This is a genomic window from Massilia orientalis, assembly GCF_030411975.2.
Taxonomy (GTDB): domain Bacteria; phylum Pseudomonadota; class Gammaproteobacteria; order Burkholderiales; family Burkholderiaceae_D; genus Telluria; species Telluria orientalis.
Window position 1 is genome coordinate 1 of sequence record NZ_JASNRB020000049.1, and the last position, 16337, is coordinate 16337.

The following is a 16337-nucleotide window of genomic DNA, read 5'->3' on the forward strand; positions in this document are numbered from 1 at the left end:
CGAGCGTTGACAGTAATTGACTCGGAACGATGGTAGAAATTGCCATCCATACCGACGAGGTGCTTACAGGCCAATTGGTGTCGCCGATGGCTGTACACTCAAGCTTAGGCGTGCGGTCCTCGATTGCGGGCGGGAAAAGGTGTCTGGAATTTTAGCCGCCTGCTCCGTGCGTGCAGGTGCGACGTCGTGGCCGCTATTTTGTAGCCCTGTACCAAGTAACGGATTAGCTTTCACTAATCCGTATACATTTCTGACTGCGACAGAAATGCAGGTTATCAATGGTCCATGCCGCCGTTTTCCCACATCTCCTGTGCCACACGCCAGCCCTGTGGAGTACGTCGCAGAACGAACAGCTGGCGGATTGATTCGGGTTTGGTCGTTTTTGGTGGGTTAGGCTTACAACTCAAGGTTACAAATGCGGAAGCCATGTCTCCTGAGGTAATGACCGGTTCAAGCACTTCGAAGTGGCAGAGCTTGTTGCCTCCAGGACCTAAATACTCGTTCCAGTTCACGAGTGCTGAGACCGCATCTTTCATCCCACGTTGCGTAGAAGTCTCGCCCTCTCCAACGATAACGACGTCCTCAGTGTAGAACCGGCGTGCCAACTGTTCAGGCGTCTCACCGTTCCAGTTTGCCTCGTCCTGACTCTTGAAGAGTCCGCGAATCTCCCTGGAGGTGACGTCGTCGGGCGTACTGGCTGGGGCGAACGCGGCCGCTGAATATGAGGTTGCACACATCAGTGCCAGAGCGAAAAAATCAAGCTTCTTGAGTTTCATATATGTTCCAGTTGACGGTTTGAAATGGCAATTAACAACATTTTGGCAAAGCTTGGACGAAACGCGAGGTTTATTCGTTAACGACAGCGGAGCACTGAGCAGGACGATACTGGGCAGCCAGACCGCAGAGGAACACGGAACGCCCACCGCAATTAGGACACCAACCGGTATCTTGTGGACTAAAGCATTCTCGCTTCCAATCATGCACTCGAACTTGCGAACTGCTACCACGAGCGCGGCGGCTAATCCTAGGGCAGCGCGCAGGTTCCACCGCTACTAAGTTCCTGTAAGGGAACCGATGCGCTTTTATCGATGACTTTGGTCAAGAATTTCCCCGGCATTGAAATGGGTTAGTTAGCTGCTGCTCCTAGCAGGGCTTTTGTTTCCAGAAATTCGTCGAATCCCCATGCGCCCCACTCGCGGCCGTTTCCTGATTGCTTGTAGCCGCCCCACGGCGCAGCCATATCGACATTTGCGCCGTTCAGATGGACCATGCCAGTTCGCAAGCGGCTAGCGACGCTTTGCGCCTCTTCGACGGTAGCACCATAAACGTATCCGGACAGCCCATACGGTGAGTCGTTCGCGATATCGATCGCTTCGTCAACAGTAGAATAGGGAAGGATCGTGAGAACTGGACCGAAAATTTCCTCGCGAGCGATCGTCATTTGGTTGTTTACACGGCTAAATACCGTCGGCTGGACAAAATAACCACGTTCGCAGTTTTCAGGCTTGCCCGTACCGCCAGTGACTAAGTGCGCTCCTTCAGCCACACCTGCGTCGATCATTTCGACAACTCGCTGGTACTGGCGAGCATTGGCAATCGGTCCCATGAAAGTGTCGGGTAAAAGCGGATCGCCGATGACCAACGATTCGCAAACGCGCTTTGCGATTGCTTCCACCTCTACCAGGCGATCTTGCGGCACCAGCATTCGCGAAGGTGCCACGCACGTTTGACCAGAGTTATGCATCATTAAGGTCACGCCGTGAGTAACGGCCTTGTCAAGATCAGCGGTCGGTAGGATGATGTTTGCCGACTTCCCCCCAAGCTCCAGGGAAACTCTCTTGACGGTATCGGCTGCCGCCTTCGTGACGCTGGCGCCAGCAGCGTTGGAACCGGTCAGCGACACCATATCGACTAACGGATGCGAGGCCAGCAATTGGCCGAACGCGGCGCCAGGACCCTGTACCATATTGAACACGCCGGCTGGTACGCCGGCATCGTGCAAGATTTCCGCCAATAGGGCTGCGGAATATGGCGCGTTTTGACTAGGCTTCAGTACGATGCTGCAGCCAACGGCGAGCGCCGGGGCAACCTTGCAAGCGATCTGGTTGATTGGCCAATTCCATGGGGTGATAAGCGCACACACACCCACCGGCTCACGCATAATGCGTGTCGTTCCTTGAAGCCGGCTGAATTCGAAATCCCGAGCAATCGCCAAGGCTGTTTGAAAATGCCAAAGCCCAGTCTTCGCTTGCAAAGGTTTCGACAGCGTCTCAAGCGGAGCGCCCATCTCGGCGGTGATTGCCTCAGCCATATCTGGAAGGCGGCGCTCATATTCGGCGCATATAGCTTGTAAAAGCTCGTTGCGTTGGGACTGCGGCAACGCTGCATAACCTTGGAAAGCCCGAGCGGCGGCGTTCACTGCCTTATGTACGTCGGCGTCAGTTCCATAAGTTACAACACCAGAAACCTCACCGGTAGCCGGGTTGATGATCTCATGTTGGCTCGCGCCTGCTTGTGGTGGCACCCAGTGGCCAGCAATATAGAAGTTCGAAAGGTGATGTGAGGAAATCATGATGTTGCTTTCAAGAGAACTGGATTGATCAATCGCCCGTCCCCGATTGTGCGTGTCTCGGGGGCGGTTGCCGACAGGCCGTACTAGCGATATCGATATGTCACTACGATAGGCAGCGCTCGTGTACGCAACGAGGTGCTTTGTGGCCATATGGAGCTGCAGCTATCGCCAACGGATAAGATTGCAGTAAGACAGTTACGGTCCGATGTGCTCAAAGAAGCGCTGAGGAACTCAGACGTGCTAAACGTGCCTGCAGTTTGCTCGATCCAAAACGGTTTGCTGAACGCCGTCGCGTTCAAACGCTCGGCCTCGAAAGGAAAAATGCCAAGCCTCTTAGTGCCCAGGCTGTTTCGGTCGCGAATGTTGCACAGTACGTTTCGATCGTGTCCATCGAGATCATTTTTGACTTGCTGTCTCGGGTATGACTGCAGCAGTAGTCCAGAGCTTGCGCACAAGTGTCTGTACTGTGAAGCTGTAACTGCTTGATTCACTGGGAACAGGCGGCCCTGGCGTGGGTAACCACAATGCCCCTTACCGATGGCACGTAGGCTTGGACAATGTCGTTTCCTAAGTACCGTGAGACCGCGTGAAAACCAAGCTGACTGGCATGGCGGACACATGGTTTCTGCTCCTGCCAAATGGCAGTGCTTTGACAGGAGCAAGGACGCGCTTTACGTCGAAGACAGCTAGTTAACAGAACAAAGATAGTACCAGTGCCGACACAACATTCGATGGCGATGTCAGGCCGGGCCAACGTCCATGGCGGAACTCGTCAAACGATCGCTAGCTTCGTAATAGCTTGTTTAAGCATTCAAAACTGCCAGCGCTTCGTCAAACGTCATGACCGATGCATATTTTTGCTGCATGTCGAACAGGCTTGCATCATGCGGACCAATCGCACGATCTCCTACGCAGTCCGAAATCACCAGTGGCCGAAATCCCAGCGACATTGCGTCAACCACGCTGGCGCGAACGCATCCGCTCGTTACGCAACCTGCTATCACGAGCGTTTGAACACCGCGCTGTGTCAGCCAAGCCGCTAGTGACGTGCCGAAGAAAGCTGACGGTACTTGTTTGCGAACAACCAGCTCGTTCTCGACCGGCGCTAGTTCTGGCACGATCGCACTTCGGGGATCATCTTCCTTAAGCGTCAGCATGCCCGGTACTTTAAGCGTAAAGATGTTATTGTCCGAACCGCTATCGGAAAACACAATCCGCGAGTGAGCGATTGGCCAGTTTTTCGCTCTGGCCTGGGCGAGCAGGGGAATACTTTTAGCAATAGCGGCGCCAATATTGCCGCCCCCGAAGACGGCCGGATCGGCAAAACCGTTCACGAAGTCAATCAACAATAGTCCATATGGCGCACGGGGCTCAAGTTGGCCGCCGAACCCTTGGCTGCGATAAGTCCCGATCTCACTGTGCATGGCGCTCTCCTTGGAAATTCTCTTGGTCCAGTACTTTTCCTTGCCGCACGACATCCCTGCCATCGAGCTTTACAGTACAGTTTCGGATAGGGATATCGATATGGCAGGCGGTCGTACGGCTACCGCCCGCTTCATTGTTTGGCCCGAGCGAACATAGGAAGTTGCCTTCGTAGGCACGGGCGTCCATGCCGATCGTCTGTTCGCGATCATATAAGGCGAGCGTCGACCAACGCGATCGCGGCTGCAGTCCCCACCCGATGTGAGACATTGCATACGCTTCGGGGTCATGGAAACTTTCCATATAGTCGCGCAACAGAGCTGCATCTACGCCGCCCTCAATGGCAACGCAGTATCCGTTTTTGATCGTCAGTTTTACCGGGTCGGTTACGTAAGTCTTTTGTGGCAGCAAGATGTCACCACGATCGAGCACAATTGTCCCCTCGCTTCCTCCTTCGTTCGGCCAAGTCAGCACGAAGCCACTTGGCCAGTGGTCCCAACGGCCTGGAGCGTCAACAAAGCCGTATTCGCTAATCGCGGGGAAATGCCCCAGCGCACAACGCAGGTCTGTGCCAGCCTCGGACACGACGCGCATTTCTTTTGCGGCTTCAATAAGTGCTGCAGCCTTTGTGACTCGATCGCGATCCGTCGCCGTAGGGACAAGTCGGACCAACACCTCGGGGGGCTCCACTGCCAGAAGAATTTTCGTACCGCTGGCAAGGATTTCGTGCTGCTCAGGCGAGAACAGCAGGGTCATCAGATCAAGCACGAGATCGCTTTCCTTCAGGGCTGCGATCGCGGACCGATTACCGGTTAGTGGCGTAGTTCCCAGGTACGCGAGGGAATCGCGACTATGTGCCTTCTCTGCATTGACGGGGGGCAGATCCAAACGGTTAACCACTGCCCCTAACATCCCCGCGGCGATCATGGCAGTGGCCAGTGTTTGCGGATGGGTATTACTGCTCGTGAGTACGGTTACATTATCGCCGCACTTCAGATTTGACAAAGTCAACACCTGTTTCCATGCATTGACCAATTCTAGATCGCTAACAGGCATTATGCCTCCTTGATGACATGCATTGTCTGCGGTACCGGGAAAAGGTCGGTGACACGCGCTTGTTTTCAGTCAAATTTTGCTGCCGAGAAAACTGCTCAACGCGACATAGAAGCCCTCTTCGTCGTCCCAAGGGATCATATGGCCTGCGTTAGGCACCCGGCTCAGTTCGATGGCTGGCAACAAGTTACGGATTTCTTCAATGTCTGCCGCCTGAACTACATCGCCTCGTCCGGCGACCATCAGCATCGCTGGCACAGCAAGATGTTGCAGATCTTGATGGAAGTCATCGGTATGGAATCCCTCGAAGCTGGCGATCACCGCCCGCTCATCGCAGGTATGCAGCCATTCGGCGCGCAGGGTCAACTGGGCATCTGTCCATGTCGGGCAATATTTCTTCATTGCCTCGACGTCCATACCTGCACGCGCCTCACGGATCGAGTCGATATACCACGGCAACTTAGACGGATAAGGACGCCGTCCCGGTCCGGATACCGGAGGGTCGACCAGGACGGCGCGCGTCAGGCCCTGTGGATAGTCTCGGGCTACCCTAGCTGCGATTCGCGCCCCCATCGAATGGCCGACTAGCGCATAACGATTCAGGCCGAGTGCCTGGGCGAACATAGCAACGTCAGCCGCTTGTGCAGCGAGACTGTAGTCGAGCGTGTCGCTGGCCTCGGACAGTCCGCGTCCGCGCACGTCAAGCACGTAAGTGTCGAATTGCTGCCCGAAGCGCTCGCCGACGAAGCCCCACGTTACGGCCGGACTGGTAATACCCGGGATGATAACGACTGCATCTCTATGCGTGCGTTGTCCCACGCTGCCGCCATAGCGTAGATAGTGTTGGCGGATCCCATTCGCATGGACATTCGCGCCGTAAAGAAAAGTGGAACTCATCGCCCGGCCTCTTAATATGCACCGGACAGGAGCGCGCCGGCACCAGGTACGACCGTTTCGAGGCCAAGGGCCTTGAGCATCGCGTAGGTCGTCGCGATTGCTGCCGTTACCACAGGCTTGCCAGTCATCGCCTCAACCATCGACACTGCCTGCAGTGAAGGCATTTGGACGCATGCGGAAAGTACGATGACATCGACATTCGACAAGTCCATCGATGCGACGATGGCGGGAAGTTTCGCCGGGTCGTGACGGCCGACCTCGAGATTGTCGGCGATCTCAAGGGCGCGCCATACGGACACTTCGTAGCCCTCGGTGCGAATGTAGTTGACGACCATTTCTGTCAGTGGCTTCATGTAGGGAGCGACGACAGCAATGCGTTTGGCGTTCATGACCTTCAGTGCATCCACCAGAGCGCCTGCGCTTGTGATCACCGGGGCTTTGCCATCGTTCTCCACCGTGCGACCTTGCAGGCGCTCCTGCGACACGCGGTGGTAACCAGGCCCCATCGCCATGATCGCGACGAGACAGGCATAGCCGAGAACGTCAACGCGTGCATCCGACAGTTCAGTTGCGCAGCGATCGGACTCCGCGTCCATCGCCGCGAGCTCCTCTTTGACAACCTTCTTCATTCGCATACGGCTCGAATGGAACGTGAACCGCTCCTCGGGCCGAATCAGTTGGCGTGCCGTGAGCATCGCCGGAATTTCGGTTTCCATCGTCGTGTTCGAGCTTGGGACAATCTGCCCAATTCTGAAATTTTTCGTCATACCTAAAGCTCCATTAGTGTGTAACGTCGATCCGGGCTTGTAGTCGCGTAACACATCCTCGTACACATGGGTGCGTTTCGCGGAAATACCCTAGCCCTGTATTTCGTTGACGTTGGGGTTTTAAAGAATCGTTTCCAGCCAGTCGAGCATTAATTGCGCTATCAAATCACTATTCAGCTCTGACATCATCATGTGTCCGTTGCCCCGGATCCCGTGAGCTGGCAGATCAAAGTGAGTGAAGCTAGGGTTACGCTGTCGTAGAAATTGAGCGGCGCGGAAATTCATATCCCGCATCCACGTTGCCTCCGCTGTCAGCATCGCAATCGGTGGCGCATAAGGATCGAAGCTACCGCCGAAGTCGGCCGCGCAAAGTCCGTTCTCGAAACGTCCTAACGGATGCTCCATGCCAGGTGCGCCAAGTGGCTCTACAGCCAGGATTCCTCGCACACGGGGGCCTCCGCACGCGCTTAGAGCCCAACCACACGGCCCGCCTGCTGAGTGAGTCAAGAGGACGGTGTCTCCAGTCAGTTCGAATAGCTCTGGAGCAATTTCCTCAGCGTGTCGCTGGCTCGAAACCAGGCGCGTCGCCATTGGACCTTGGCTGGCCATGAAGCGGTCATCGTTGCCCGCAGGCATTGATGGCCATTGAGAGTGCAAAGTTGCCTCAGGCCAAAGACCACACCGTGCGACGTCGACAAATCTCGGCATCAATGTTTCGTAATCAGGCGCCGCCGTTGCGGGCCCAAGCACGGCGGTGTCCCAGTTGCTTCGGCCATGACCGGGGCGATCCAACACATAGACCGGGTAGCCCGCCCGCAAAAAGGCGTGAACCCATCCAGGCCGGTTGTCCGGGGTCCGTAGAAACTCGGACCCTTGTCCACCTCCCCCATGCACGAAGGTGATTGATACCGCCTTTGGTCGGCTTGGCAAAAACCATTCGACGTACGCTGAAGTGCCAGGCAAAGTACGCCCTTCGCTATTGCGCCGCGGTGTGGTCAGAAAGCGTCCGCCGAAATCGGCTAGTTCGTAAATTCTCATGGCTCTAATCGAGGGTAGCAAACGGTTTGTCGAGGATCACGGCACCTCCAAGCGGTTTGAGATGGCCGGCGGCGACTCTGTGCGTAGCGCACTGAACGCGTTGTTGTCCGTGTAGCAGCTGATATGGTCCGCATAGGTTAGTGAAGCGCATGGCCGTCCCATTTGATTGACTTCTGCACTTCCGGGGCCACTGTGTGTTGAGTCTTTTCCATCTCCCATCCTGCGATATTTTTGACTCGCCCTAGTGACCGGTATTGAAGCGTGCGCACTCTTCACGTCCGGGGAGATGTGCCTTGCGGTCGCTTAAGGCTTGTTGTTTGTCCAAGCCAAGAGCTGCGTCGAGACTGCATATATCCGGAGTATTAACAATTTTTCCCGCGATACCTACAACCCGATTCTGGTCGATGTGCGCTCGTCAGACTTCGACACAATCGCGCAGTACCACTGGTCAACCAGGACGAGATCGAACCATCGTAGATTTTCGGACAGGGGAAACAAAGGTGTTATCAGGCCAAACAATGGACAGGACCATCTCTCGAGGAAGCTCGCCTGCAAGCTACCCTTGATCGCAACCCGCGACGGTTCGCTCGGGCGGGCGGGCTTAGGGTATGGCCGGTTGTCCAGCCTGCGACGGCGCCTTCGTATGTTCCACTGCGGCTTGGCTCGCTGGTCGTGATAACAGTATCCCGACCAAGTTTTGAAATTTGCAACGGTATAAGGCTGCGATCCCTGGGCGTCGCTACCCTAAATTCCGCTATTCAACTGGGCGGTTGGAAAATTGGAAAAATCGGTGAGGTGCTGTTGTCAGCCATACCGGCGATCCCCGGCACTTCACTGGGTCCGAACAACATATCTGACCTTATGAGATTTGCCGTGATATCAAAGGCCGTGCACAGTGCCCCAACGCGGCTTGTAACATGTGAACTAGTCTTTTTAGCGGTATTGAGCGTCTCAGAGACTCCTGAGCGCAATCTCAGGACTGACGAATCGATAGGATTCGGTCACGAGACCGTCGACTTTGAGTGCCTCGCGATGACGCTCTGCCTGCTCGCGTAGAGCAGGGGTGACATTTGCATTGAGCTCGGCCTGCCGAGGCCCGTAGTCGGTATCCCATTCCTTCACTGGTACCCGCGGCTTCCCCTGTTGAACGCGGCCGAATTTAGAAATCTCCTTCGGACGGATAACTCGTCGGACATCCTGTTCGCTACGGCCGTTGTTACTTCTAATGGTGAAATCGGGGTTGCTTACGCGGCCAGTCGGACCGTACGTCACAACTGTAACCAGACGATCTAATGCGCAATCTTCCTCCTTTCTACGATGCACGATGTCACGCTGAGGGCGCTCAGGCATGGCTAGACGCGTAATGCCTCTATCGTTGATTGCGCCGAGAATTTCACATGGATCGTTGTCAACACGCACCTCGCGGCGGGCGGGCCAAAAATCGAACTCGCCATGGCCACCCCGCCATTCGCCAACATGTATCGCGAAGATTTCTGGGTAGATTTTACGGTCGGTCCTGCGCGCAGGCTTTGAATCGTAAAAGCACATACAGGCCAATTGGATAAGATGCGCTGCTCCAGTTCCAGCGAGAGGCTCGTACACCAGAAGGCCGAATCTATCGTGAGGCTTCCAATCTTCGAACACGTCCGACATGGTACCGGAGCTGCCCGAAACATCGATTTCATAGAAATTCGATTGTAATGCGTCAATTATATGCATGGCTCCTCCTCGGGGTTGCGAAGTTGATTATTTCGACAGAGACTGCGTTCCTTCATTTCGATGGGGGTTTGAACCGGCTTTGGAGCGACACGGAAGAGCGAACTAAGCGCTGTATCCGCGTTTCCTACATCCAACAGTGGCGTCATTCGGTCCTCAGATATTTATTGTCATTTTCCTTTGCCGAACGTTTCAGTAAGCAGCCGGTCTTTGATGGAACAGATACCCAGGTTGTCGACAGTACACGTCAGGTAGTCATACCTCGGCGGCTGATGTTGGTCTGAAGGTCATCGCGGTCGGTCTAACTCCTTACCCGCGGCGACGCCCAATTTCCAGGGAACAGCTACATTGTTTTTGACAGCGGTCAACTCGGCGAGTATCGAAATAGCGATTTCGTAGGGAGTCTTACTGCCGATATACAAACCGATAGGGCCGCGCAGCTTGGCAATCTGCTGGCCGCTTAAGTCAAAGTGCCGCAAGCGCTCCCGCCGCTTGGCGTTGTTAGCGCGTGAGCCGATCGCACCTACGTAAAACGCTTCGGTACGTAGTGCTTCCATCAGCGCCAGGTCATCCAATTTTGGATCATGCGTCAATGCCACGACTGCACTACGCTGGTCTAGCTTCATCTGCAGTACAACGTCGTCTGGCATAGCGCGCACGAGCTCTACGCCCTTTAAAGTCCAGCTGGCGCGGTGTTCGTCGCGCGGATCGCATACCGTTACCTGATACTCGAGGCAAAGCGCAATTTGTGCCAGAAACTGTGATAACTGGCCGGCACCTATAATGAGTAAGCGCAGCCGTGGCCCGTGGATGGTAAGCAGCCTACCGTTCGACAAGCATAATTGTTCTTCAGCACAACCATTGGCCAACTCAACCGTTCCGGTTTCTAGGTCCAGGATGCGCTTTGTCAGAATGCGATCACTCATCAGGCCAGCCAGTTCGCTTATGCGGCTGTGATTGGCGAGCGGCTCGACCACTAGCTGAATAGTCCCGCCGCAGGGCAAGCCAAACCTGTGCGCCTCGTCGGCCGAAATTCCGTAGGTAAGGACTTTGGGCGTCGTTTGTACTATGCCATGCTCTCGTATTGATGCTATTAGGTCATCCTCAATACATCCCCCGGAGACAGATCCGACTACCGTACCATCGGCACGAATTGCCATTGTCGCCCCAACCGGTCGGGGGCTGGACCCCCATGTGTGCACTACAGTTATATATTCGCAACGCCATCCATCGCGCAGCCACTGGGCACAAGCGTTTAGTACTTCAAGGTCGATAGAGTCCATCTAGATTTCGGTGACGACGCCACTGAGATGTATTTTCGCGTATATCCGGAGCGGTGCATGTTTCGTGGGCGACCGCTGTTACCCTGGCAATTTTGGCTCTGTTTGGTGCGGTAGGCCGTTGCCGGGCAATAGGCGTTATGGGGATTTCGTAAGCTACATGTCTTCGGTTCGAATCTTTTCTGAGTCGGAGCTCGCACATGAGTCTTTACCTGAGCTGTACCTGCTTCTCGTAATATGAAACAACTGAGGAGCCAAATTAGAATCCGTCAAGCTGCGGGCCTCACGATGTAGGCGCCACAAGTACGTGACAGCAGCTTATTCAGCTGCTGTCGGACAGACGCCGAACGCCGGTATTAGTGGATGGAGCGAATACCGTGGGAACCGACGAGGAGCACTCGCCCATTCTTCAGAGCGACGGCAGCCGTGTACGCCTGACGATCCTCACCCTGCTTACTTTTGAATGTTAGCCCACCGTCATTGCTAATAATGGTAACTCCATCAACTGCGGTTCCAATAACTATATGATTGGGCAGTTGGACGAAATTGGTAATAGAGCTCGTGATGCCAGAGTCAATACGATTCCATGTAGTGCCTTTATCGGCGCTACGGTAGACGCTGCCACGCAGGCCCCCGACGAGGACGGTACCGTCCTTGAGTACGGTACCACACCACAAGCTGCCAGAATAACCGCTCGCAATTGGAGACCAGGTTGCGCCGTTATCGTTTGATCGGTATACGAGGCCGCGCTCTGCCGTAATAAATATCGGTTCACTTGGTGCTGAAAAAATGCTGAACAGATTGCGATCGGCGCGCTTTGCACCGTCAGGTGGAGGGAGCTGCACCGGGCTCCAAGTGGCGCCTCCATCATTGGTTTTTAACATCAGAGACCATAATCCAACTGCGAACCCGTCTTTCGAATTCCTGAAGAAGACAGAGAATAGCGGTTGATCAACCTTGGTATCGTTACGCGAAGAAGACCAGTTGTTGCCACCATCGGTCGTCTTCAGAATCGTCCCCCAATGGCCGACCGCCCATCCATTGTTGTCATCGACAAAATACACGTCGGTAAGCTCTGCAGATGTCGGGACCGTACGTGCCTGGTGCCACGTGAGACCATCGTCGTCTGACAGGGCAATCGTTCCGTGTTCGCCAACGGCAACAAGGCGTTTTCCAGCGCGAACGGCCGCGAGGTACTCAGTCTTGGATAAATTCGGCGATTTGTTTGCCGCGCGCACAACCACCGTGGCAGGGGTAGCTGTTTGCGCATTGGCCGTAATGCTTGTCGCCACCAGCAAGCTCATCGACACCGCGGCTTTATACAATTTCATATCCGAAGCTTTCAAAAATCAATGGGACAAAATCGAAGGGGAATAGGCGGCGGACTTTCTCGGAAAGACGCGCTCTAGCACTACAGCCAGAGCTGGCAGAGCAGTAAAGGCCATCACAAGATTCACAAGAAACATGAAAGCCAAGAGCTTGCCCATGTCGGCCTGAAATTTGAGGTCGGAGAACACCCACGTGCCAACCCCCAGAGCAAGCGTTAATGCGGTGAAGATAGTTGCGATACCTTCAAATTCTAGAGCTCGAGTCATCGCAGTTCGCATCGAGTCGCCATCAGCCAAATGCATTTGGAGGCGGTTATAAATGTAGAGTGCATAGTCAACGCCGATGCCTACTGCTAGAACCATCACGGGAAGAGTCGCGACGGTCAGACCGATTTCGAATTCTTTCATGAACCAGTAACCGATGAAAGTGCCAACAGTCAAAGGAAAACAGCAGGCCAAGGCGGCGCGAAAATCGCGATACACAATAAGAACGAGAAGAATAATGGCAGCGTAGACATATAGCATCATGGGTAATTCGCTACGTTCGAGCTCCTGGTTTGTTGCCGCTAAGACGCCGGCGTTACCGGCTGCCAAACGGAGGCGAACCCCTGCTGGTGCTGGCCTGTTTGCAGCAAACTGCTGCACAGCAGCCAATACACGATCGATGGTAACAGCCTTGTGATCCGTAAGATAAAGATGCACGGCCGTCATCGAGCAGTCCTTGTTGTTGTACCCTCTAACGCGTCCCACTTCCGTCGCTAATGCAGAATAGTTCGATGAATCAATCGGAACTACGTGCATTTTTGGGTAACCTTCGTTATAGCCTTGGTTATATGTGCGCAACTGTTCAGCAAACGAATCGATGGCGACCACGCCAGTAACGTTTCGCATCGCGGCCCCAAACTCGTCAGCATACAATCCAACATTAACGTTTTCACACGACTCGGGCGGAGCTGCGACCACGACTGTAAGCCAGTCTAAACCCATATTAAAGCTAGAGGAAACGGCGACCGCGTCCTGGTTAAACCGAGCTTCAGCGCGCAGTTCAGGAGCGCCAGGCTGGACCGTACCAATGACACGGTCTCGGCTCGCCCATGCAGTTACTCCGAGTACCAGAATCGAAATGCAAGTAATTACGACTGCATTGCGCCATTCGGCCACCACCGCGATTGCGCGAATAATTTTGGTGCGCGCCTCGCGCTTGCGCATGGCCTTCTTGGCATACGCGTCCGTGAAGTTGCAATATGAGGCAGCAAGCGGCAACATTACCAAGTTGGTAAGTATTTTGTAGCCGACGCCGAGCGAAGCGGTAATGGCCAGCTCACGAATCATTGGAATCGGAATTAGCAGAAGCGTCAGGAATGAGATGAGAGCAGTTACTAACGCGAGGACCCCGGGAATAAGTAACCCCGTAAAGCTTGCTCGCGCGGCCTGCATTGTCGTTTTGCCTTGAGCCAGACCGCGAACGATAAAGTTAATTTGTTGGACACCGTGGGACACACCAATGGCGAAAACCAGAAACGGTACAAGTACAGCAAGTGGATCGAGCCCGTATCCCATCAAATTCAGTGTACCGAACTGCCAAACCAAAGATGTTAGCGAGCATGCAACTGGCAGCACCGTAAAGCGCCACGAATGACAATACCAATAGACCGCTGCCAGTGTCAAAATCAGTGCTAAACCAAAAAATTGGACTACACTTTTTCCGCCCTCTGCAATATCTCCGATCTGCTTGGCAAACCCGATAATTTCGATTTTGAAATTTTTGTCTTCAAACTTCTTCCGAATTTGCGACTCGATCAAATTATTGTAGTTAATGTAGTCAATCTTTCGGCCGTCTACGCCGACCTCGTTCAGCTCTGCCGTTACCATGGCGGACGTCTGATCTCGAGAAACCAACGTGCCAATGTACCCTGCACGGCTAGTTGAGGTCTGGATATTATTGATTTCTTGGGGTGTAAGCGCGTCGACGGTAATTGTGCCGGGAATAATCGGCTGAGCGCGGAAACCATCTTCGGTAATCTCGTTAACAAAACTGTTTGGCGTCCACAAGGATTTGACGCCCAGCCTGTCGACATTAGGCAGCAATGTCACGGTCTGCGTTACCTCATAAAGCCGGGTCAAAGCTTCTTTCGTCCAGATCGTACCTTTGCGGGCCTTGACTACGACCGTGAGACGATTTGCGTTTGGGAGGTCTTGCCTGTACTGTTGGAAGGTCGAGACGTATTCGTGCCCGATGGGAATCTGTTTTTCAAATCCAGCCTCCATGTGGAGCTTGCTCGCAAAGACGGCCATCACAGCCGTAAACGCGAGCAGTACGGTAAGCGTAAGTCCGCGATAACGGAACAGAAACGCTTCCAAGCGAGCAATCAGTGGTTTCAAATTCATAATTTTGAATATTTCTGGTGACGCCGTCTTTACGGCTATGTCTTGTTTCGAAATCTTAAAGGAACATTCATCTACTCGCCCGTCCACGCCCATGCGTACCTTGTGGTAGCTTGTTGCGAGCTACGGAAACCGTTCGGATTAGTGCGAATCTAATAATGTTGCAGTCATATCTAAGTTCCGGCGTTGGTTCTAATCTACGTCCGCTCTTCCGATGCCCTTTCTTCGCGCACTTGATAAGCGTTGGCTGACCGTAACCAACGTTGATTCACCATCGATCAGCCATTCCGTCCAGCAGAACGTTGTCCTCGCTGTCTCGTAGCCATACACCATGGTCACGTACAATGAACTGCGCGCCGTCCTTGTGCAGTGAAGCAGTGTCGGTGAAAGGATGAACGAAGTGACTCTTGTCGGCGGCTTGCCAGGATGCGGTGCTACGTTTCGGGGTATTCATAGCGTGGCCTATAACAATGATGGAAGAGAGCTGAGGTTGCTCTCCCGGGAACAATAATGAGTGGCATCTTGCCGTGGCGGCAGGTGACAACAGGCCATTTATCGCGTGTAACCCGTATGTCCGGCTATCGCGCGGCCTCAGCACAGTCCTCATCGCTCAGTTGCTGAACAAAGGTTCGCGCGATCTAGCAGGGAGAGAAGGCGCAGAAATCGGAAAGGTCACGGCGCCGTGCACGGGGACGGCGCACGGATCGCGAAAAGCCGCGTGATGGACCTTGACGCGATGTTGTGTGCCAGCATGTGCTGCTTTCGTCGAATGTGACAGGTAAGTCCATAACATCAACTGGAGCGGTCTTGAGGTAGCCGTATATCAAGGTGGTGCGTGATCGGTCCAGGCACTTCAGCACACTACTGGACCCGCGCACCAACAACATGAGCCGCTCTTCCGGCTGGCCTTATGCGCCCATAGATGTATACGCTGCTCTTACGAGTTTGATCACACAACACAAAGCCCCACAGCAGTGGGACGTTCGAGACTCGTGCGTGCGCTTGTTCGACACAATTCTTGCTATCTTGCTCACGAAGGCATTTCTACAAATGTAATTCAGGACGGTGGTGGCAACCCCGAGCTCCTCAACTTCGAAAGCTTTCAGCAGATCGCCTCTCTGCCGGAGTACCGCCCTAACAATCCGCTGACCCAGGAGAACTACCGCCAGATCCTCGGCTGGTATCACTTCGCAGAAAAACAGTGTTGCTGCGTTCAACGTGCAAGCGGCACCCTTTGCGGCACCCTGCACAACCATGGTTGGGTAGCAAAATTGAAAGACGGTACGGTTACTATTCTGGGCGCCGATTGTGCAAACGATAAATTTGGCGCCGACAGTACCGTGTTCAAAGACATTAGCCTCGCGATGAATGCCAGGCGGGAAAAGGAACGGGAGGAAAAGATTCGCAGGTTGGTCGAACAAAGCACGCACTATGAGATCCAACTGCGCGGGGCTATCGCACGGCTCAGGCAAGCGCGCCTTCAGCTCGACGAATTCCTGAACAGCATCGGCCATGAGTTCCGCCGTCGTATTGTAAATATGGCCAAGACCGGTAACGCCAGCGTCGTCATTGAAGGAGTCAAAGTTCGGTACGAAGAAAAGTCGGGCAAGAGAGTTCCCGAAACCAGCGTCATCAAGCACACGCTTGGTGCCCTAGAAGGCCTCTCAGCAATCGACTACCAACAGTTCCTGCGGCTTACTGTTGAAATGGAACATATTAAGGACGCATTCGTCGAGGCGAGAGCTGCGACCCAACTGAATAGGGCCATCAAGGCAAAGCTTGGCTTTCACATCGAAAGATGTGTATAGTGGACCCCGAATTTGAGACGGTGGTTTAAGCTGTCGTCCGCGAAAGGATGACAGCGAATGAGTGAAGGTAA

The 16337-nt window shown here is 54.1% G+C and carries 13 protein-coding genes; 1 reads left to right on the plus strand and 12 read right to left on the minus strand.

The genetic code is table 11. The features are described 5' to 3' along the window. Window positions 1–275: 275 nt before the first annotated feature. The 12 genes from QPK29_RS32585 to QPK29_RS32640 form a co-directional block, all read right to left on the minus strand. Window positions 276–776 (minus strand): Cif family virulence factor, encoded by a 501-nt coding sequence (locus QPK29_RS32585; RefSeq protein ID WP_371772321.1) that lies wholly within the window; start codon window positions 774–776, stop codon window positions 276–278. Window positions 777–1126: 350 nt separating this feature from the next. Beyond that, complete coding sequence (locus QPK29_RS32590; protein WP_371772322.1) at window positions 1127–2572, minus strand: aldehyde dehydrogenase family protein; 1446 nt, start codon at window positions 2570–2572, stop codon at window positions 1127–1129. An 803-nt stretch (window positions 2573–3375) separates the two neighbouring features. Further along, a complete protein-coding gene (locus QPK29_RS32595) occupies window positions 3376–3996 on the minus strand; it encodes an N-carbamoylsarcosine amidohydrolase (protein WP_371772323.1) in 621 nt (206 codons plus the stop codon). Further along, window positions 3986–5050, minus strand: coding sequence for a M29 family metallopeptidase (locus QPK29_RS32600; protein ID WP_371772324.1), 1065 nt, complete (start codon window positions 5048–5050; stop codon window positions 3986–3988). The genes QPK29_RS32595 and QPK29_RS32600 overlap by 11 nt, the downstream gene beginning before the upstream one ends. Before the next feature lie 69 nt (window positions 5051–5119). Further along, window positions 5120–5944 carry an alpha/beta fold hydrolase gene (locus QPK29_RS32605; RefSeq protein ID WP_371772325.1) on the minus strand — a complete coding sequence of 275 codons (825 nt, stop codon included), beginning with the start codon at window positions 5942–5944 and terminating at the stop codon, window positions 5120–5122. 11 nt (window positions 5945–5955) lie between these two features. After that, on the minus strand, window positions 5956–6711 hold the full coding sequence (locus QPK29_RS32610; RefSeq protein ID WP_371772326.1) for a maleate cis-trans isomerase family protein: 756 nt from the start codon (window positions 6709–6711) through the stop codon (window positions 5956–5958). 120 nt (window positions 6712–6831) lie between these two features. Continuing rightward, window positions 6832–7116, minus strand: coding sequence for an alpha/beta hydrolase family protein (locus QPK29_RS32615; protein WP_371772327.1), 285 nt, complete (start codon window positions 7114–7116; stop codon window positions 6832–6834). A 1584-nt stretch (window positions 7117–8700) separates the two neighbouring features. Then, a complete protein-coding gene (locus QPK29_RS32620) occupies window positions 8701–9468 on the minus strand; it encodes a hypothetical protein (RefSeq protein ID WP_371772328.1) in 768 nt (255 codons plus the stop codon). A gap of 284 nt (window positions 9469–9752) precedes the next feature. Beyond that, window positions 9753–10748, minus strand: coding sequence for an XdhC family protein (locus tag QPK29_RS32625; RefSeq protein WP_371772329.1), 996 nt, complete (start codon window positions 10746–10748; stop codon window positions 9753–9755). Between the two features lie 353 nt (window positions 10749–11101). Then, complete coding sequence (locus QPK29_RS32630) at window positions 11102–12076, minus strand: WD40/YVTN/BNR-like repeat-containing protein (RefSeq protein ID WP_371772330.1); 975 nt, start codon at window positions 12074–12076, stop codon at window positions 11102–11104. 18 nt (window positions 12077–12094) lie between these two features. Next, window positions 12095–14461 (minus strand): efflux RND transporter permease subunit, encoded by a 2367-nt coding sequence (locus QPK29_RS32635; RefSeq protein WP_371772333.1) that lies wholly within the window; start codon window positions 14459–14461, stop codon window positions 12095–12097. Between the two features lie 265 nt (window positions 14462–14726). Next, window positions 14727–14912, minus strand: a complete 186-nt coding sequence (locus tag QPK29_RS32640; RefSeq protein WP_371772331.1) for a hypothetical protein — start codon at window positions 14910–14912, stop codon at window positions 14727–14729. Window positions 14913–15450: 538 nt separating this feature from the next. On the opposite strand from QPK29_RS32640, the gene QPK29_RS32645 reads away from it, so the two are divergent. Continuing rightward, window positions 15451–16266, plus strand: coding sequence for a hypothetical protein (locus QPK29_RS32645; protein WP_371772332.1), 816 nt, complete (start codon window positions 15451–15453; stop codon window positions 16264–16266). The last annotated feature ends 71 nt before the right edge of the window (window positions 16267–16337 follow it).